The sequence below is a fragment of the Streptomyces sp. NPDC051909 genome (assembly GCF_040681095.1).
Classification (GTDB): Bacteria; Actinomycetota; Actinomycetes; order Streptomycetales; family Streptomycetaceae; genus Streptomyces.
In genome coordinates this window covers 45,717-64,192 of sequence record NZ_JBFAYA010000024.1, presented here as the reverse complement: position 1 = coordinate 64,192, position 18,476 = coordinate 45,717, and the positions used below count along the sequence as shown (strand labels likewise).

Annotated in this window: 14 protein-coding genes; 13 read left to right on the top strand and 1 reads right to left on the bottom strand. The window is 75.5% G+C overall.

Annotation, left to right across the window (positions count from 1 at the left end):
• Positions 1 to 83: 83 nt before the first annotated feature.
• The 7 genes from AB0M18_RS29705 (at position 84) to AB0M18_RS29675 (ending at position 7,072) form a co-directional block, all read left to right on the top strand.
• Positions 84 to 986 carry an arylamine N-acetyltransferase gene (locus tag AB0M18_RS29705; protein ID WP_365763383.1) on the top strand — a complete coding sequence of 301 codons (903 nt, stop codon included), beginning with the start codon at positions 84 to 86 and terminating at the stop codon, positions 984 to 986.
• 32 nt (positions 987 to 1,018) lie between these two features.
• On the top strand, positions 1,019 to 1,624 hold the full coding sequence (locus tag AB0M18_RS29700; RefSeq protein WP_365763381.1) for a YdbC family protein: 606 nt from the start codon (positions 1,019 to 1,021) through the stop codon (positions 1,622 to 1,624).
• 177 nt (positions 1,625 to 1,801) lie between these two features.
• Positions 1,802 to 2,461, top strand: a complete 660-nt coding sequence (locus tag AB0M18_RS29695) for a histidine phosphatase family protein (protein ID WP_365763379.1) — start codon at positions 1,802 to 1,804, stop codon at positions 2,459 to 2,461.
• Positions 2,462 to 2,473: 12 nt separating this feature from the next.
• A complete protein-coding gene (locus tag AB0M18_RS29690) occupies positions 2,474 to 3,385 on the top strand; it encodes an ADP-ribosylglycohydrolase family protein (RefSeq protein ID WP_365763377.1) in 912 nt (303 codons plus the stop codon).
• A 227-nt stretch (positions 3,386 to 3,612) separates the two neighbouring features.
• On the top strand, positions 3,613 to 5,379 hold the full coding sequence (locus tag AB0M18_RS29685) for a DUF4173 domain-containing protein (protein WP_365763375.1): 1,767 nt from the start codon (positions 3,613 to 3,615) through the stop codon (positions 5,377 to 5,379).
• A 227-nt stretch (positions 5,380 to 5,606) separates the two neighbouring features.
• Entirely contained in the window at positions 5,607 to 6,317 is a 711-nt protein-coding gene (locus AB0M18_RS29680) for a ribonuclease HII (protein WP_365763373.1), read from the top strand.
• A gap of 131 nt (positions 6,318 to 6,448) precedes the next feature.
• Positions 6,449 to 7,072, top strand: a complete 624-nt coding sequence (locus AB0M18_RS29675; protein WP_365763371.1) for a hypothetical protein — start codon at positions 6,449 to 6,451, stop codon at positions 7,070 to 7,072.
• Positions 7,073 to 7,351: 279 nt separating this feature from the next.
• Here the strand turns inward: AB0M18_RS29675 and AB0M18_RS29670 are convergent, their stop codons facing one another.
• Positions 7,352 to 7,978, bottom strand: coding sequence for a hypothetical protein (locus AB0M18_RS29670; protein ID WP_365763369.1), 627 nt, complete (start codon positions 7,976 to 7,978; stop codon positions 7,352 to 7,354).
• Positions 7,979 to 8,287: 309 nt separating this feature from the next.
• On the opposite strand from AB0M18_RS29670, the gene AB0M18_RS29665 reads away from it, so the two are divergent.
• From AB0M18_RS29665 to AB0M18_RS29640, 6 genes are all read left to right on the top strand, one after another.
• On the top strand, positions 8,288 to 10,450 hold the full coding sequence (locus tag AB0M18_RS29665) for a RecQ family ATP-dependent DNA helicase (RefSeq protein WP_365763367.1): 2,163 nt from the start codon (positions 8,288 to 8,290) through the stop codon (positions 10,448 to 10,450).
• A 348-nt stretch (positions 10,451 to 10,798) separates the two neighbouring features.
• A complete protein-coding gene (locus AB0M18_RS29660) occupies positions 10,799 to 12,271 on the top strand; it encodes a DUF4192 domain-containing protein (protein ID WP_365763365.1) in 1,473 nt (490 codons plus the stop codon).
• 178 nt (positions 12,272 to 12,449) lie between these two features.
• Positions 12,450 to 14,462, top strand: coding sequence for a glycogen debranching N-terminal domain-containing protein (locus AB0M18_RS29655; RefSeq protein ID WP_365763363.1), 2,013 nt, complete (start codon positions 12,450 to 12,452; stop codon positions 14,460 to 14,462).
• 148 nt (positions 14,463 to 14,610) lie between these two features.
• Positions 14,611 to 15,378, top strand: a complete 768-nt coding sequence (locus AB0M18_RS29650; protein WP_365763361.1) for an NUDIX domain-containing protein — start codon at positions 14,611 to 14,613, stop codon at positions 15,376 to 15,378.
• 120 nt (positions 15,379 to 15,498) lie between these two features.
• A complete protein-coding gene (locus AB0M18_RS29645) occupies positions 15,499 to 17,289 on the top strand; it encodes an ABC transporter ATP-binding protein (protein ID WP_365763359.1) in 1,791 nt (596 codons plus the stop codon).
• A 106-nt stretch (positions 17,290 to 17,395) separates the two neighbouring features.
• Positions 17,396 to 18,334 carry a FadR/GntR family transcriptional regulator gene (locus tag AB0M18_RS29640; RefSeq protein WP_365763357.1) on the top strand — a complete coding sequence of 313 codons (939 nt, stop codon included), beginning with the start codon at positions 17,396 to 17,398 and terminating at the stop codon, positions 18,332 to 18,334.
• The last annotated feature ends 142 nt before the right edge of the window (positions 18,335 to 18,476 follow it).

Below are 18,476 nucleotides of genomic sequence, written 5' to 3'. Positions count from 1 at the left end.
AATCCCCTCTCTTTGTGCGGTTCCTGACGAGCTGTTCATGGTGTCATGTGATCAACATGTCATCGGTGGAGGGGGAGTGCCGCATGTGGGGCGGGGAAGAGCTGGATCTGGACGCATATCTGGCGCGGATCGGGTACTCGGGAGAGGTCGCCGCCGATCTCGCGACCCTGCGCGCCGTGCACCGCGCGCATGTGGAGACCATGCCCTTCGAGAACCTCGACGTGGCGCTCGGGCGCCGGATCCCCCTCGACGTGAAGAGCCTGCAGGCCAAGCTCGTCGGCCGGCGCCGCGGCGGCTACTGCTACGAGCAGAACTCGCTGCTCGCCGCCGCCCTGGAGCGGATCGGCTTCACGGTGTCCGGGCGCGGCGCCCGGAACCGTACCCGCGGCGACGCGCTGACGCCGATCACCCACGCACTGCTCGTCGTCACGGTCGACGGGCAGCCCTGGCTGGCCGACGCCGGGTTCGGCTGGCAGGGCCCGCTGGAGCCGGTGCCACTGGTCGACGGCGCGCGCGTCGAGCAGGACGGCTGGGTCTTCGGCGTCGGTACGGAGCGGGTCGGCACCGAACGCGCCGACACGGAGCCTGTCGGTACGGAGCGGGTCGGCGTCGAGCGTGTCGGTGCGGAGGCGGAGGGCGTCCATGTGCTGCGGGCGCTTCGCCCGGAGGGGTGGACCGATCTCTACTCCTTCGCCCCGCACGCCCTGTACCCGGTCGACTTCGAGCTCATGAACCACTACAGCTCCAGCCATCCCCGGTCGCGCTTCATCGGCCAGGTGGTGGCCCACCGGCCCGGCGCGGTCGTGCGGCGGGCGCTGGTCCGCGACGGCCTGACCTCGGTGCGCGTGGACGGGACCCGGGAGGAACGCCGGGTGGGGCCGGAGGAGTTGACGGAGGTCCTGGCCGAGGTGTTCGGCATCGAACCGGACGCCGAGGAGGCCGCGGGCCTGGTGCGTGTGCAGCGGGCGCACTCCGCGGAGGTCTGACGGCGCGTCGCTCCGCCCCGTACCATGGCGCGGTGCTGGTCAAGTGGATTCGCTGCACCGTGGTGGACCGTCGAGGGTTCGAGCGGGGGCAGCGGAAGTGGGCGGGGCTGCTCGGTGAGCCGGGATTCCGGGGGCAGGGCGGGGGATGGAGCCGGCGGCGGCCGGACGTCGCCCATGTCTTCGCGTTCTGGGAGAGCCGCGCCTTCTACGACTCGTTCATGGCGCGCTCGCACGACCGGCTCGCGGCCGCGCAGGCCGGCACCTTTCGGAACGCGCAGGTCAAGCTGTTCGACCACCGCTTCGACGTGAAGACCGGCTTCGAGCCGCGGTTCGCGGACGCCGACGTGGCCCGGGTCGCGCACTGCCGGGTGCACGAGGAGCGGGTGGAGCACTTCGCGCTGATGCAGGAGAAGGTGTGGAACCCGGCGATGGCCGGGTCCCCCGGCATGCTCCGGGGCCTGTTCGGTGAGGCGCCCGGGAACGAGTTCCTGGTCCTGTCGATGTGGAACTCGGCGGCGGAGCACGGGAAGTACCGGGTGGAGCGGATCGAACGGCTCGGCCTGCGGGCGCAGACCGAGGCCGACGTCGCCGCGATGAGCGGCGACGTGGTGCAGCTCGAACCGACCTGGGCGGTCTGAGGCCCCGCCCGCCCCTCTCGCCCGCCCGTCCCTCTCGCCCGGCCGTCCCTCTCGCCCGGGTGGAGCCGGGGCTGGCGGCCGGGGCGCCGGCCCCGCCCCACCTGCGGCGTACGCCGGATGGACGCCGGACGACGGGCCGACTGAGCCGCCCGGGCGAGCCTTGTCTAGGGTCGAGCCATGGCACGACCACGGCGCATCGTCCTCGTACGGCACGGCGAATCCGAGGGCAACGTGGACGACACGGTGTACGAGCGGGAGCCCGACCACGCCCTCCGGCTCACCGACACCGGGTGGCGCCAGGCCGAGGAGACGGGAGAGCGGCTGCGGGAGGTGTTCGGCGAGGAGCCGGTCAGCGTCTACGTCTCCCCGTACCGCCGCACCCACGAGACGCTGCGCGCGTTCCGGCTCGACCCGGGGCTGGTCCGGGTCCGGGAGGAGCCCCGGCTGCGCGAGCAGGACTGGGGCAACTGGCAGGAGCGCGAGGACGTGCGCCTCCAGAAGGCCTACCGGGACGCCTACGGCCACTTCTTCTACCGCTTCGCCCAGGGCGAGTCGGGCGCCGACGTCTACGACCGGGTCGGCGCCTTCCTGGAGAGCCTCTACCGCAGCTTCGAGGCCCCCGACCACCCGCCGAACGTCCTGCTCGTCACCCACGGACTGACCATGCGCCTGTTCTGCATGCGCTGGTTCCACTGGTCGGTCGCCGAGTTCGAGTCCCTGTCGAACCCGGGCAACGCGGAGACCCGCACCCTGCTGCTCGGCGAGGACGGGAAATACCGACTCGACCGGCCCTTCGAACGCTGGCGTACCCCGGAACCGTACGGTCCCACCGGATAGAGTGGCTGGTCGATGACCGCTGACTCCACTCTCGACCGGCGCTTCGCACGCGCCCTGGCCAGCCTGCGCGGGCTGTCCGTGGGAGACGCCCTGGGCTCCCAGTACTTCGTTCCCGCCAACTATCCCCTGCTCAAGCGGCACGAGCCGCCGACCGGTCCCTGGCAGTGGACCGACGACACGGAGATGGCCTGCTCGGTCCTCGCCGTGCTCGCGAGCCACGGACGCATCGACCAGGACGCCCTGGCGCAGTCCTTCGCCCACCACCACGACTTCGACCGCGGCTACGGCCCCGCCGTCAACCGGATGCTCCGGCTCGTGCGCGAGGGAGGGGACTGGCGGCAGCTGGCGGCGGAGCTCTTCAACGGGCAGGGCTCGTGGGGCAACGGCGCCGCCATGCGGATCGCGCCGCTCGGGGCCTGGTACGCCGACGACCCGGAGCAGGCCACCCACCAGGCCGAGATCTCCGCGTACACCACCCACCAGCACCGCGAGGCCGTCGTCGGCACCATGGCCGTCGCCGCGGCCGCCGCCCTCGTCGCCGACCCGGCCGGCCCGCCCACGCCCGAGGCACTGCTCGACGGCGTCATCGCACTCGTCCCGCGCAGCGCCGTCGGGGCCGGGCTGCGCCGGGCGCGCGACATGCTCGACTACGGCGACGCGGGCACCGTCGCCGCGGTCCTCGGCAGCGGCCGCCGCACCAGCGCGCACGACACGGTGCCGTTCGCCCTCTGGTCCGCGGCCCGCGGCCTCGGCGACTTCGAGCGGGTGTTCTGGACGACCGCCGGAGTCGGCGGCGATGTCGACACCACCTGCGCCATCGCCTGTGGCGTGGTCGCGGCCGGCCCGGGCGGCACGCCGCCCGCCGCATGGCTGGAGCAGACCGAGGACCTGCCCGACTGGGTGCCCGCCGCGGCCGGCTCGTAGGGCGCGTCCGGCCGGCGGAGCCGGGGCCACCCGCCCCGGTTCTTCCGGATCCGGCCGCTCCGTAAGTGTCACGGTCCTGCCACAGCTGGGGCAGGACCGGTCCGGCACGGTCTGCCGCCGTTAAAGTCGGCCACTCGCAGCGCTGATCATGACAAGCAGCGTGCCGACGAGACACCCGGGACGCCGTGGGCCGCACGGCCCGGCGCACCGGGCCGGGAGGGGGTCCCGTGACCGACACACCGTCCGCAGAGAAGCCGTCCGAGCAGCCCGAGCAGCCCGAGCAGCCCGAGCCGTCCGAGCAGCCCGAGGACAGCCCGCCGCCGAGCGTTCCGCCCGCCGGCGCCCCGGCGAGCCCGCCCGCCGCGGCCGTACCGCCCCAGGGGGCCCACGGGCCCCGCGCCCATCCGCCGGGGGCGTACCCGCCGGGCGCGTACCCGCCGGGCGCGTACCCGCCGGGGGCCTACGCGCCGTACCAGGCCTGGGCGCCGCACCGGAAGCCGCCGCCCAGCAAGCTCCGGCCCCCGGCACCGGCCCGGCCGACCTCCGCCACGCTCTGGGCGATCCTGGCCGCCGCCCTGGCCGCCGCCCTGCTCCTCAGCGACGGCGCGGGCGCCAACCTGCTGCTCGTGGCCGTGCCCGCCACCGCCGCCGGCGCCCTCGCCGCCCGGGCGGCCGGCCGCCGGCTGCGCCCCTGGACGCTGGTGTGGGCCGTCGGCGGGGCCGCGCTGCTCGTCGTACCCGTCCTCAGCGACGCGGGCTGGCCCACCTTCCTCGCCGTCGTCACCGCCATCGGCCTCACCGGCTACGCGCTGCACGGCGGCCGCGGCTGGAGCAGCGTGCTCTTCGGGCCCCTCGGACTCTTCGACTCCGTCGGCAGCGGCATGCTGTGGACCTGGCAGGGGGCGCGGCAGAGCGCCGGCGGCGCGCAGGGCCGCTTCGGGGCGCTGCTGCGCCCGATCCTGATCGCCCTGGGCCTGCTGGTGGTGTTCGGCGCGCTGTTCGCCGGTGCCGACGCCGCCTTCGCCGACCTCCTCGGCGGCCTCATGCCGGACATCTCGCTCGACCAGGCGCCCTGGCGGCTGCTCTGCTTCCTGTTCGGCCTGTTCGGCGCGATCGCCGTCGCCCGCACCGCCGCCGCCCCGCTGCGCTGGGACCGGCTCACGTTCAGCCCGGGCCGGCCCCGCGCCCGCCTGGAATGGGCACTTCCGCTCGTCGTCCTCTGCCTGCTCTTCGCCGCGTTCAACGCCGTCCAGCTCACCGTGCTCTTCGGCGGCTACGACAAGGTCCTCAGCGAGACCGGGCTGACCTACTCCGAATACGCCCGCCAGGGCTTCTGGCAACTCCTCTTCGCCACCCTGCTCACCCTCGTCGTGATCGGCCTCGCGCTGCGCTGGGCGCCCCGCGGCACCCCCGGCGACACCCGCCTGGTCCGCTCCGTCCTCGGCGCCCTGTGCGTCCTCACCCTGGTCGTCGTGGCCTCGGCGCTGCGCCGCATGGACCTGTACGTGGACGCGTACGGCCTCACCCGGCTGCGCATCTCGGTGACCGCCATGGAGATCTGGCTCGGAGTGGTGATCCTGCTGATCATGGCGGCCGGGATCTGGGGCGCCAAGCTGCTGCCCCGCGCCCTGGCCGTGAGCGCCGCGGGCTTCGTCCTCGCCTTCGGGCTGCTCCAGCCGGACGCCGTGATCGCCGAACAGAACGTCCAGCGCTACGAGCAGGACCGCAAGATCGACGTGAACTACCTCTCCGGGCTGTCCGCCGACGCCGCACCGGCCCTCGACCGGCTCCCCGAGCGGCTGCGCGCCTGCGCCCTCGGCGAACTCGACGACCGCTTCGAGCGCACGGAGGACGAGCCCTGGTTCGCGACCAGCCGCTCCGAGGCCCGCGCCCGCGCCATCCTCGAACAGCGCCCCGCGACCGACTCCGTCTTCTGCGGCGAGCCCACCCGTGACGAGGAGTACGACCCGGACGCCGATCCCTACGCGCCCTAGGCCCGTCGCGCCCCGAACACACGGCTTGTGGCGGCCACTTCACGAACGCGACGGAAGGGCCGCCCGACGGCTCCAGTAGCCCGTAACGTAGCCGTTCTCGGCCTGGTCGACGTACCCCTGTCGGGTGTGCGACAGCGAATCGGCCGTCCCTGCCCGCCCGGGCGGGCAGGGACGAGGGGAATCCGGGTACCGAGGGAGGTATCCGTCGGCGTAACCTGTGTTGCGCCATGCCGTACGAACCACCCACACACACCGTCGAGCGTTCGATCCGGGCCACGACCGGCGCCAGGATCGTCGCCGGTGTCGACGAGGTCGGACGCGGGGCATGGGCCGGTCCCGTCACCGTGTGCGCCGCCGTCACCGGGCTGCGCCGCCCGCCCGCCGGGCTCACCGACTCCAAGCTCCTCACCCCCAAGCGCCGCACCGCGCTCGCCGCCGAACTCGAGGGCTGGGTCACCGCGTACGCGCTGGGCGACGCCTCGCCCGCCGAGATCGACGAACTCGGCATGACCGCCGCCCTCCGGCTGGCCGCGACCCGCGCCCTGGAGGGCCTGCCGGTCCGCCCCGACGCGGTGATCCTCGACGGCAAGCACGACTACCTGGGCAGCCCCTGGCAGGTCCGCACGGTGATCAAGGGCGACCAGTCCTGCGTCGCCGTCGCCGCCGCCTCCGTGATCGCCAAGGTCCGCCGCGACACCCTGATGGCCGGCCTGGAGGGCACGTCGGAGCAGTACGCGGCGTACGCCTTCGAGGCCAACGCGGGCTACCCCTCGCCGGTCCACAAGGCCGCGCTGGAGGAGCTGGGGCCCACCCCGTACCACCGGCTCTCCTGGGCCTACCTCGACGCCATGCCCCGCTGGCGGCACCTCAAGAAGGTCCGCCTCTCGGCCGAGGCCGCCGCACTCGAAAGCGGGGGACAACTCGGCTTCGACTTCTGATCTTCCGGCTTCTGGCATGTCCGGCGGGATCCCGGGGAAACCCTCCCGCCGGACTCGTGCGAGGAGTCGGGGCGCCCCTGTGCGCCCACCCGCCCGAGCCCGGTGCGACGGCGTTTGATAGACATCCACCCATGCCTCTCATCCCCGAGGAGCCTCAGATTCACGAGAGTGCCCAGGGTCCCCGCGCGGCCGCAGGCCGCCCCGTGCCGACCCCACGACCCGTACCCGGCCCGCGTTCCGCGGCCTCTCCGCGACCCGGGCGTCCCGGCCCCGGTCCGGCCAGGCCCGCACCGCCGGCCCCGCGCCCGCCCGCTGCCGGAACGGCTTCCCCCGCCCGTACGGAGAATCGTTCCGACCAGCGGACCGAACCGCAGATCCAGCTGATCCCCGCGCCCGTCGACGGAGCCCTCGACGCCGCCGAGGAAGCGGTGGACCTGCTCCTGGAGAACGGCCGCGCCCCCGGCGACGTCCTGGTCCTCACCACCGGCGAGCAGCACCCCTGGGCGGCGCACGAGCTGTCCTTCGGCGAGGCCGGCTACTGGGCGCAGCAGGACACCCGCGAGGACGTGTTCTTCGCGGACGCCGCCGCCGTGGACCGGGCCGCCGCCCGGCCCGTGGTGGTCGTCGCGGTCAACGGCGGTGCCGACGCGGACGTCGCCCGCCGGCTGCCCGAGGCGATGCGCCGGGCGACCGCCCTGCTGATCGTCTGCGGTGACCCGCAGCGGGTCAACGCCGCGCTCGGCGCGGGCGTCTGACCCGTCGGCATCATCCGCCCCGCCCGTCCGGGCCCCGGCCGCCCACCGGCCGGGCCGCCCGGCGGTGCGGCCGTGTCCCCTTCGGGTGCGGCGCGGACGGGGTGGGGCAGGCGCTGGGCGGCGTACGGGAAGAGCCGTGTACGGAGGGTGTGCACGGGTAGGGCTGTGTACGGGCCGTGTACGGGCTGTGTACGGAGAGGCCGGCGCCGTCCGTACGGCGGCGGGGCCGCGGCCTTACGGACCGGGCCCCGCACCATCGTGCCGAGGCCCGGCGGACGCTCAGCGGGCCGCGGCCCGGCGCAGCGGCTCGGGGGCGCCGCTCGCGATCCGCGGCACCAGCCGGTCGAGCGCGGAGTCCTCGCCCAGCGGCGCCGGCCGCGAACCGGAGCTGGGCCTGCGCCCGCCCCGGCCCTCGCCGAGCACCTGCCAGCCGCCGCCGGTCAGCGTGATGTACGCCCCGCAGCGCAGCCCGTGCAAGGTGCACGCGTCGCGCAGGCCCCACATCCAGGCCCCGTCCTCCTCGGTCCAGCGTTCGTCGCCCTCGCGGCAGTAGAGCAGCACCGCCGTGCGCACCGGCGCACGCCGGCGCAGATCGTGCGGGATGACCCGGCGCAGATGCGCGAGGAGCGCGTTGCGGAACTCCCAGCCGTCCGCCGGAGCGGCCCGGCGGGTGAACGAGGCACTGGCCGCGAGCCGTTCCTCGTGGTCGAGCACCGCGACCACGGCCGTGGACGGCGTGGGCCGGTGACGGGAGTGCAGGCCGCTGACGACCTCACGCGGATTGCGCAGGAGCGGGATCCCGGCCGAGGCCCACTCGGCCGGTTCGAGCATCCGAGCGAGGCGGCTGGCCGACCCGGACGACGAGTTCGCCGGAGCGGTCGAGGGCGGAGCGAATCCGAGGGTCACGATCCTCCCTTCGGATACGCGCCCGCTCCGCGGGCAGGGTCGGATGAGGGCGCACCACGGCATGGCCAACGGGCCGCGTTGGGCGTGCGGGGTGGATGACCAATTCTTCCCTGGCCCGTGCGCGGGCGGCAACGAGCAATTGGCGCCGCTGACTGGAATCAGCCGGTATGACTCTCATATCCCTGCCCAGTTGCCCATTGTTCACGCTCTGTTCCACCAACGGACGTGCGACAGGGCAAGCGCCGGGTCACCGGCCGTCACACGGGGTGAAGTGGCCGATTGTCAGTCCCATCGGGTTGCATGGGGTTCATGGACAACCTGGACCTCCGGACCGAAGCAGACACCGTACTCGCCGAGCTCGTCGGCGACCCGGGCGGCGCGGCCAGACTGCGCGAGGACCAGTGGCAGGCCGTCGCCGCCCTCGTCGAGGACCGCCGGCGCGCGCTCGTCGTCCAGCGCACCGGCTGGGGCAAGTCCGCGGTCTACTTCGTGGCCACCGCCCTGCTGCGCCGCCGCGGCGCCGGACCCACCGTCATCGTCTCCCCGCTGCTCGCCCTGATGCGCAATCAGGTCGAGGCGGCGGAGCGGGCCGGCATCAGGGCACGCACCATCAACTCGGCCAACCCGGAGGAGTGGGACACCATCCACCAGGAGGTCGAGCGGGGCGAGACCGACGTCCTGCTCGTCAGCCCGGAGCGGCTCAACTCCGTCGACTTCCGCGAGCAGTTGCTGCCCAAGCTCGCCGCCACCACCGGCCTCCTCGTGGTCGACGAGGCGCACTGCATCTCCGACTGGGGACACGACTTCAGGCCCGACTACCGGCGCCTGCGGGCGATGCTGGCCGAGCTCGCGCCCGGCGTGCCGGTCCTCGCCACGACGGCCACGGCCAACGCAAGGGTCACCGCCGACGTCGCCGAACAGCTCGGCACCGGCGCCGGCGAGGCCCTGGTGCTGCGCGGCACCCTGGAGCGGGAGAGCCTCCGCCTCGGCGTGGTCCGGCTGCCGGACGCCGCCCACCGGCTGGCCTGGCTGGCCGAGCACCTCGACGAGCTGCCCGGCTCCGGCATCATCTACGCGCTGACCGTCGCGGCCGCCGAGGAGGCCACCGCCTACCTCCGCCAGCGCGGCTTCCCGGTCGCCTCGTACACCGGCCGCACGGAGAACGCCGACCGGCTGCAGGCCGAGTCCGACCTCCTGCGGAACCGGGTCAAGGCCCTGGTCGCCACCTCCGCCCTCGGCATGGGTTTCGACAAGCCCGACCTCGGCTTCGTGCTCCACCTCGGCTCGCCGTCCTCCCCGATCGCCTACTACCAGCAGGTCGGCCGTGCCGGCCGCGGCGTCGACCACGCCGACGTGCTGCTGCTGCCGGGCAAGGAGGACGAGGCGATCTGGCGCTACTTCGCCGACACCGCCTTCCCGCCCGAGGCCCAGGTCCGCCAGACCCTCGCCGCCCTCGCCGAGGCGGGCGGCAGGCCGCTGTCCGTGCCCGCCCTCGAAGCCGCCGTCGACCTTCGGCGCAGCCGCCTGGAGACCATGCTGAAGGTGCTTGACGTGGACGGCGCCGTCAAGCGGGTCAAGGGCGGCTGGATCGCCACCGGCGCCCCCTGGGTGTACGACGCGGAGCGCTACGCCTGGGTCGCCCGGCAGCGCGCCGCCGAACAGCAGGCCATGCGCGACTACGTGGGCACCACCGCCTGCCGCATGGAGTTCCTGCGCCGCCAGCTGGACGACGAGGGCGCCGTCCCGTGCGGCCGCTGCGACAACTGCGCGGGCCCCTGGGCCGATTCCACGGTCTCCGCGGAGACCCTGACGGCCGCCGAGAAGGAACTCGACCGCCCCGGCGTGGAGATCGAGCCCCGCCGCATGTGGCCCACCGGCATGCCCGCCCTCGGCTTCGACCTCAAGGGCCGGATCCCGGCCGGCGAGCAGTGCGCCCCCGGCCGCGCCCTGGGCCGCCTCTCCGACATCGGCTGGGGCAACCGGCTCCGCCCGCTGCTCGCCGACCACGCACCGGACGGCCCCGTCCCCGACGACGTGCTGCGGGCCGCCGTCGCCGTCCTCGCCGACTGGGCCCGCTCGCCCGGCGGCTGGGCCTCCGGCGCCCCGGACGCCCCGGAGCGCCCGGTCGGCGTCGTGGCCCTGCCGTCGCTCACCCGGCCGCAGCTGGTCGGCTCGCTGGCCCGGGGCATCGCCACCGTCGGCCGGCTGCCCTTCCTCGGCACGCTCGCGTACGTCACGGAGGACGGCGCGCACGCGGCCCGCCGCAGCAACTCCGCCCAGCGCCTGCGCGCCCTGTCCGGCGCCCTCGACGTGCCCGGGGAACTGGCCGCCGCCCTGCGCGAGGCCCCCGGCCCGGTCCTCCTCGTCGACGACTCCACCGACTCCGGCTGGACCCTCGCGGTCGCAGCCCGCCTGCTCCGCCGAGCCGGCAGCGGGCCCGTGCTGCCGCTGGTCCTGGCCGCGGCGGGCTGACCGGGCGGCTGGTCAGGCAGGCGGGCCGGCCGGCGGGCAGCCCGGTGGGTGGGGTGCCCGGCGGCCGGTCCGCCTGACCGGCGGGTGAGGTGCTGTTCGGCCGGTCCGCCTGACCGGCGGGTGGGGTGCCGGTCGGCCGGTCGGAGTGACCGGCGGGTGAGGTGCCGGTCGGCCGGTCGGAGTGACCGGCGGGTGAGGTGCCGCCCCGACGGCAGACCTCCCATCGAAGCGCATCCGGCGGCCCCGCGCGACCACCCCGCCGGGGCCTGTGGACAACTCCCGGACACCCCAACCGGGAGTTATCCACAGGGGTTTCGCGATCGCGGAGATCGCGGGACCGTCGTGACCATGAACACGAACCGCCACGAATCCCACAACTCCTCCGCACCCCAGCAGATCACCCTGCGCGGCCCCGCCGAGCTCGCCGACGCGCTCCCCTTCATGCTCGGCTTCCACCCCAGCGACTCCGTGGTCCTCGTCGCACTCCACGGCGAGCGCGGCCGCTTCGGCGGCCGGGTCAGGGTCGGCATCCCGGGCTCGCCCCGCGAATGGCCCGCCACCCCAGAGCACTTGGCCGAATGCCTCGTCGAGGGCGCCGGCCGCCGTGGCGAACGGCCCGACGCCATCGTCGTCTTCCTCTGCCAGGAGCCCCGCCCGGGCGAGACCGCCCAGCGCGTCATGGAACGGCTGCGCCCCTTCGCCCAGCGCCTGCGCACCACGTGCGGCGCACTCGACATCCCGGTCCTCGAAGCCCTCTGCATCTCCGACGGCCTGTACTTCTCCTACTGCTGCCCCGACGTCCGCTGCTGCCCACCCGACGGCCTGCCCCTCGCCCTCTCCGGCACCTCGGTCATGGCCGCCTCCGCCGCCTACGCGGGGATCCAGGTGCGCGGCACCCTCAAGGACATGGAGGCCCGGCTGAAGCCCCGCACCGAGGACGACGCGGCACAGCGAGCCGCCCTGAACGAGGCGGCGACGGTCATCGTGCCGAGGATCCTCGACACCCCCGCGAGCGGCCTCGGCCGCCGCGAGACCCGCGAGACCACCCTCGGCCTCGCCCGGCGCCTCCTCGAACGCTTCGCCGCCGCGCCCGGCGGCCCCGCACCCCGGCCCCACCCCGGAGGCGCCGCCCTGCCGCCCGCGCTCACCGCATCCCTGACGGCACCGACGACCGGCGACGACCGGGACGACGCGCTCCTCTCACCCGACGAGGCCGCCACCCTCATCCTCGGACTGCAGGACCGCGACACCCGCGACCAGGCCGCCGAATGGATGGAGGGCCCGGAAGCCGCGCCCGCGCTCCGGCTCTGGCGGGCGCTGTCCCGACGCTGCGTGCCGCCCTACCAGGAGTACGCGGCGGCCCCGCTGACCCTGGCCGGCTGGGTCGCCTGGTCCACCGGCGACGAGCCCTCCGCCCGGGTCGCCCTCGGACTCGCCCTGGAGGCCGACCCCGAATACCTCTTCGCCCGGCTGCTGCACCAGGCGTGCAACGAGGGCCTGGACCCGGAGGCCCTGCGCGTCTGTCTGCGCCAGGAACGGGACACGCGGCTCGCCGCCGAGACGGGCGCCGACGCGGCCGAGGACCCGGACGACCCCGCTCCGGCCGACCCTGCTCCGACCGGCCCCGCTCCGGCCGCGATCTCTCCCGCCGCCGAGGTCCGCGCCCGGCAGCGGGCCCGGCAGACCGCACGCCGCACCGCACGGCAGGCCGGGCTGCGCACCACCGGGGCGGCCCGGCGGCGCGCGACCGAACCCCGGCCGCCCCGGCGGCCCGTGGTGCGGCGCACCCGGCGGCCCGGCCGGGCGAGGAGCGGGGCATGAGGGCCGTGACCCGTCGGCCCGCGGCGGCGTTCACGTCTGTGGCGGTCGCGCAGGAGCGGAACCGCCGTTCCACGGCCGGACGAGCGGACCGCCGGGACCGCCCGCGCGGGCCCGGCCACGGCCCCGCCCGGGCCCGGCCGCACCGCCCGGACCGCACAGAGAGCGCCGCCGACCCGTCATGGTCCCCAGCACCGCCCAGGCCCCCGGACCCGCCGCCGGACACCCACCCCACCCCGGCGAACTGCCGCCCGTGCACGACACCCTCGTCGGCGTCGCCCTGCCCGCCCTCGCCATCAGCAACCGGCACGGCCAACTCACCGGCACCGGCCTCGAAGGCGTCTTCCAGCACGGCCGCCGGCTCCTCGCCCGCTGCGTCCTGCGCGTCGCCGGACGCGAACCCGTCCCGCTCCGCAGTCGCGCGGACGGCGCGGAACGAACCGAGTTCCTCGGCGCCCTGCGCGCACCCGGCGACCTCGGACCCGACCCCGGCCTCCTCGTCGAGCGCACCCGCGACGCCGACGGCACCGAACGCATCACCCTGCGCAGCTCCGCACCCCGGCCGGCGCGGATTCCGGTGGAGCTCGCCCTGGGCACGGATCTCGCGGACCTGGGCGCGGTGGCGGCAGGCCGCCCCGGACCCGAGCTCACCGCGAGCGTCCATGGCACCGGGCTCCGCTGGACCGCCTCCGACGGGACCGCCGTCAGCGTCCTCGCCGACCCGGCGCCCAGCGTGGCGCTGGGCGCGGCCGGACTCCTCCGCTGGGACGCCGAACCCGCCCCCGGCGCCCCCTTCGTCCTCACCCTGCGCGTCCGCTGCGAGCGCGCCGGCCGGACTCAGGCGTCCGGCGCGGGAAGGCCCGGCGGACACGTCCTGGCCGACCCCGTCGCCGAGGGCGACGACGTCCGCCTCGGACCGCTGCTGCGGGCCTGCGTCGCCGATCTGCGCGCGCTGCTCCAGCGCGACCCCGCGCACCCGGCCGACGTGTATCTCGCGGCCGGCGTCCCCTGGCGCCTGGGGCCCGTCACCGCCGAGGCCCTGTGGGCCGCCCGGATGGCCCTCCCGCTCGGCACCCGGCTCGCCGCCACCACCCTGCGCGCCCTCGCCCGCACCCAACTCCCCGGCCTCGGGCCCGAGTCCGGGCGCATCCCCGGACCGCTCAGGGACGCGGGCCCGCTCCTCCCGCCCCGCTGCACCGGCGTCGAGGCCACCCTCGCCTTCCCCGCCGTGCTCGCCGAGGCCCGCCGATGGGGCCTGCCCGAGCAGGACCTCGCGGAACTGCTGCCCGCCGCCGAGCGCTGCCTGGACTGGCTGCGCGGCGCCGTCGACACCAACGGGTTCGTGCCGGACCCGTGGCCCGCCGGACCCGCGCGGGCCGAGACCCAGGCCCACGCGCACCGCGCGGCCGCGCTCGGCGCCGACCTCCTCGACGCCTGCGGGCGGCCCGGAGGGGAGGCCTGGCGGGAATGGGCCCGGGCGCTGCGCGAGCGGTTCCGCGGCCGGTTCTGGCAGGACGACCCGGCGGGCGGGCGCCCGTTGCTCGCTCGGCTGCCCGACGGGCGCCCGCTGCCCCACCTGGGCGGCTGGGCCGCGCATCTCCTCGACACCGGCCTGGGCGGGGCCGGGCGGCAGGCGCCCGGGCTGCTCGACAAGGCGCAGACCGAGCGCCTGGCCCGGCTGCTCGCCGCCCCGGCGCTCGATTCCGGCTGGGGGCTGCGGGGCCTCGGCGAGAAGGAGCCCGGGTACAGCCCGTTCGGGCACCGCTCGGGCGCGGTGCGGGTGCACGAGACGGCGGTAGCCGTCGCGGGACTCGCCGCCGCCGGGCACGAGCGCGAGGCCGCGGCGCTGCTCCGCGGTGTGCTCGACGCCGCGGAGGCCTTCGACCTGAGGCTCCCGGAGATGTACGCGGGAGAGCGACGCGCTCCCGGCGCTCCACCGGTGCCGCACCCGGCCGCCTGCCGGCCCGCCGCGGTCGCCGCGGCCTCCGGCGTCCACCTCCTGGCCGCCGCCCTGGGCATCCGCCCCGACGCCCCGGGCCGCACGGTCGCCCTCCACCCCCTGCGCTCCGCCCCCCTCGGCGAGCTCCGCCTCTCCGGCCTACGCCTCGCCGGCGAGCCCTTCGCCGCCCGGGTCGGCCGCCTGGGCCTGGGCGTGGTGGAGGAGGCGGCACCGGGGCTGCAGCTGGGGGTGTGAGGGGCGGGGCTTCGAACCGGGGGCGGGGGTGAGGGCGGGGGAGGGGGGAGGGCGGGGGAGGGGGGAGGGGGAAGCCCCCCGGAAGAAGTGGAGGCGGATCCTTCCGGCGGGCGTGTTTATCGTCAGGAAGACGACTATGATCGCGGGCATGTCTCCCTACGACCCGTCGGCCTTTCCGCCCTTCGCTGTCACCGTCGATCTGGTCGTCCTCACCGTGCGGCGCCACGCGCTGTGCGCGCTGATCGTGAGACGGGGGGAGGCGCCGTTCCAGGGGCGCTGGGCGCTGCCCGGCGGTTTCGTCCGGGACGACGAGGATCTCGACGCCGCCGCCGCGCGCGAGCTGGTGGAGGAGACCGGGCTGTGCGTGCACGACCCCGGGGCGCCGGAGCCGGTGCCGGGGCATGGTGCGCACCTGGAGCAGTTGGCGACGTACGGGGCGCCCGACCGGGATCCGCGGATGCGGGTGGTCAGCGTGGCGCATCTCGCGCTCGCCCCGGACCTGCCCGCTCCGCGGGCCGGCGGGGACGCCCACAGCGCGCGCTGGGCGCCGGTGGAGGAGCTGCTCGGCGAGGACGGTACGGCGGAGCGTGAGGGCGAGCCGGTGCCGCTGGCGTTCGACCACGCGAGGATCCTGGCCGACGGGGTGGAGCGGGCCCGTTCGAAGATCGAGTACTCGTCGCTGGCGACGGCCTTCTGCCCGCCCGAGTTCACGGTCGGCGAGCTGCGCAGGGTGTACGAGGCGGTCTGGGGCGTGGCCCTTGACCCGCGCAACTTCCACCGCAAGGTGACCGGCACGCCCGGCTTCCTGGTGCCGGCGGGCGGGACCACGACCCGTCAGGGCGGGCGCCCCGCCCAGCTGTTCCGTGCTGGTGGGGCGACACTGCTGAACCCGCCGATGCTCCGCCCGGAGGTCTGACGGGCGGTCGCGGGGCCGCCCCGAGGCGCCAACCCTGCGCCAAAAGTCCGAAATGTGGCGTTATCTTGCTGGGACAGCCGCCCTGCCGCGGAGCGGTCTCACCTACCCGCGAGAGAAGCGATGCTCCAGGCCATCGGACTCACCAGCACCCCCCGCCCGGGCCGCCCGGCCGCCGTGGACGACCTCACCTTCGAGGCCCTGCCGGGCACGGTCACCGCCCTGCTCGGACCCGCCGGCGCGGGCAAGACCACGGCCCTGCGCCTCATGCTCCAGCTCGAACCGGGCCGTGGCGTCACCTACTTCCGGGGCCGTCCGCTGCACCGTGTCGCCCAGCCAGCCCGTGAGGTCGGCGTGCTGCTCGGCGACGTGCCCGGCCATCCCTCCCGCACCCTGCGCAGTCAGCTGCGCATGCTGTGCGCCGCCGCCGGGGTGCCCGGTTCGCGCGCGGAGGACCTGCTCGGGGCGGTCGGACTCACCGGTCTCCACGACCAGCGCGTCGGCACCCTCTCGCTCGGCATGGACCGCCGACTGGGCCTGGCCTCCGCCCTGTTGGGCGACCCCCACACCCTGCTCCTCGACGAGCCCGCCGCCGGGCTCTCCGTACGCGAGAGCGCCTGGCTGTACGACCTCCTGCGCGCCCACGCGGACGAGGGCGGGACGGTCCTCTACACCACCGCCGACCCCAAGGACGCGGCCCGCAACGCCGACCGGGTCGTCACCCTCGACGGCGGGCGGCTCGCCGCCGACCAGGACGCCGCCGAGTTCGCCCGTACGCGCCTTCGCCCCCGGGTCGCCGTGCGCACCCCGCACGCCGCCCGGCTCGCCGCCGTCCTCACCCAGGAGTCGCGGTCCGCCCGGCGGCCCGTGGAGGTGGTGACCGAGGGCGGCAACCGGCTCTCCGTCTACGGCAGCGACTGCGCGACCGTCGGCGAGAGCGCCTTCCGCAACGGTGTCCTCATCCACCGGCTCGCCGACGAGACCGGCGACACCCACGACACCCACGACAGCCACGACACCCGCCCCACCCCCGAGCCTCCGCGGCCCGCTGGGGCCGCGCCCGCGGAGCCCGTATCCGCGGAGGCGGCGCCCGCCGGTGCCGAGCCCGCGCCCCGCGCGTACCGCAAGCACCGCGTGCCCCACCGCTCGCCGTTGCGCCCCCTGCGCTACGAGATCCGCCGACTGCTCGGCGTGCCCTCCACGCCGCTCGTCGCGGCCGGTGTGCTGCTGGTGTCCGTCACCCTCGCCGTGCTGCTCGCCCGCAGCGGGCGCACGCCGCTGCCCGCCGTCCTGGCCGGCTGGCCGGGGATCTCGCCGCTGCCGCCCGCCGCCCTGGGGGCCGGGCTGCTCGGCGCCTTCTCCTTCGGGGAGGAGTACCGCTACCCGGCGCTCACCACCGGCCGGGGCGCCGTGCCGCGCCGGCTCGGTCTGCTGCTCGCCAAGCTGGCGGTCGCGGCGGGCGTCGGGGCGGTCCTCGGGGTGCTGGCCGTCGTGGCCGATCTGGAGGCCGTGCGGTTCGTCTACGGCGGCGAGTTGATCCCCGTACCGCAGAACTGGCCGACCCTCTGCGCGAATTGGTTCGGCCTGGTGATCGGCTGCGCCTGGGCCGGGCTGCTCGGCGCCGGGGTGTTCCGGGCCGCGGCCGCCGGTGTCGCGGCGGTGCTCGCGGTGCCCGTGGTCTTCGCGCCGCCGCTGCAGCGGATGCTCGCGGGCGTGCCCCGCCGCTCGGTCGCCGGACTCCCGGCCCGGATCCGCGAGTTCGCGAGCGTGGAGTGGTCCTCGGCCGCCGACCGCTGGGTGATGGGGGTGCTGCGGGTGGTCGGGCAGCCCGTGGGAGTGGCCCTCACCCTGACGTTGACGGTCCTGCTGTGTGCCTATGTGCTCACCGGTCGCCACGGCAGGGCGCGTTGGTGATCACAATCGGACTGAAAGCTTCCGTTTCGCTGGCAACTCCCTTGGGAATTGCCGTTAATGTCCGATAAATCGTCAATTGCCCAGGGGGTGCCGATCACCCTTTCGTGTGCTTTTCACCAAAGACCTCAAGGGGCACGGGGGCCACGCCGACAAAGGATGCGTGACTACCCTTGCGCACACGATGATGACCTCCGCCCGTTCCGTCGAGTCCGGCCTCGGCGCCCCGGGCGACCTCGACCGCTACCCCTACGCGGAGGCGCCCGGGGCCGACCGCGTCGGACCGCCCGCCTGGGAGCCGACGGAGGAGCTCGGCCGGGTCGGCCGCAGGGCCGCCGGCAGCCGCGGTCGCGGACTCCACGGCCAGCTCGTCCAGCAGCTCGGCCAGATGATCGTCTCCGGCGACCTCGGCGCCGACCGCCCTCTCGTGCCCGAGGAGATCGGCCAGCGCTTCGAGGTGTCGCGCACCGTGGTCCGCGAGTCGCTGCGCGTACTGGAGGCCAAGGGTCTGGTCAGCGCCCGCCCCAACGTCGGCACCCGGGTCCGTCCGGTCAGCGACTGGAACCTGCTCGACCCCGACATCATCGAGTGGCGCGCCTTCGGCCCGCAGCGCGACGACCAGCGCCGCGAGCTCAACCAGCTGCGCTGGACCATCGAGCCGCTGGCCGCCCGGCTCGCCGCCGGTCACGGCCGCGAGGACATCCAGCAGCGCCTCGCCGACATGGTCGAGATCATGAGCCACGCGTACGCGCAGGGTGACGGGATCACCTTCTCCCGGGCCGACGCCGAGTTCCACGCCCTGCTGATCCAGCTCGCCGGCAACCGCATGCTGGAGCACCTCTCCGGCATCGTCGGTGCCGCCCTCCAGGTCTCCGGCGCCGCCGCCACCGGCTGCGACCGGCCGAGCGAGAGCTGCCTCGCCCACCACGCCCGGATCGTCGACGCGCTGGCCGCCGGCGACGCCAACGGCGCCGAGGCCGCCATGCGGCAGCTGCTGACCGTCCACCCCGAGGAGGGGCGCGTCGTGCCCGCCCCGCGCGGGAACTGATCCGCCGACCGTGACCAGCAGCGCCGAGACGCACGCAGCGCGTGCCGCCGGACCCGAGTGGAGCCCGGGGATCACCGCAGTCCCCGGGCGCGCCGGGGTCGGGCGGCACGGCCTCGTGTCATTTCGGACGTTTTGCGGCGGA

Coding starts and splice junctions, on each gene's coding strand:
- AB0M18_RS29705 (WP_365763383.1), top strand. CDS start 84: ATGTGGGGCGGGGAAGAGCTGGATCTGGACGCATATCTGGCGCGGATC.
- AB0M18_RS29695 (WP_365763379.1), top strand. CDS start 1,802: ATGGCACGACCACGGCGCATCGTCCTCGTACGGCACGGCGAATCCGAG.
- AB0M18_RS29690 (WP_365763377.1), top strand. CDS start 2,474: ATGACCGCTGACTCCACTCTCGACCGGCGCTTCGCACGCGCCCTGGCC.
- AB0M18_RS29680 (WP_365763373.1), top strand. CDS start 5,607: ATGCCGTACGAACCACCCACACACACCGTCGAGCGTTCGATCCGGGCC.
- AB0M18_RS29675 (WP_365763371.1), top strand. CDS start 6,449: ATGCCTCTCATCCCCGAGGAGCCTCAGATTCACGAGAGTGCCCAGGGT.
- AB0M18_RS29665 (WP_365763367.1), top strand. CDS start 8,288: ATGGACAACCTGGACCTCCGGACCGAAGCAGACACCGTACTCGCCGAG.
- AB0M18_RS29660 (WP_365763365.1), top strand. CDS start 10,799: ATGAACACGAACCGCCACGAATCCCACAACTCCTCCGCACCCCAGCAG.
- AB0M18_RS29655 (WP_365763363.1), top strand. CDS start 12,450: ATGGTCCCCAGCACCGCCCAGGCCCCCGGACCCGCCGCCGGACACCCA.
- AB0M18_RS29650 (WP_365763361.1), top strand. CDS start 14,611: ATGTCTCCCTACGACCCGTCGGCCTTTCCGCCCTTCGCTGTCACCGTC.
- AB0M18_RS29645 (WP_365763359.1), top strand. CDS start 15,499: ATGCTCCAGGCCATCGGACTCACCAGCACCCCCCGCCCGGGCCGCCCG.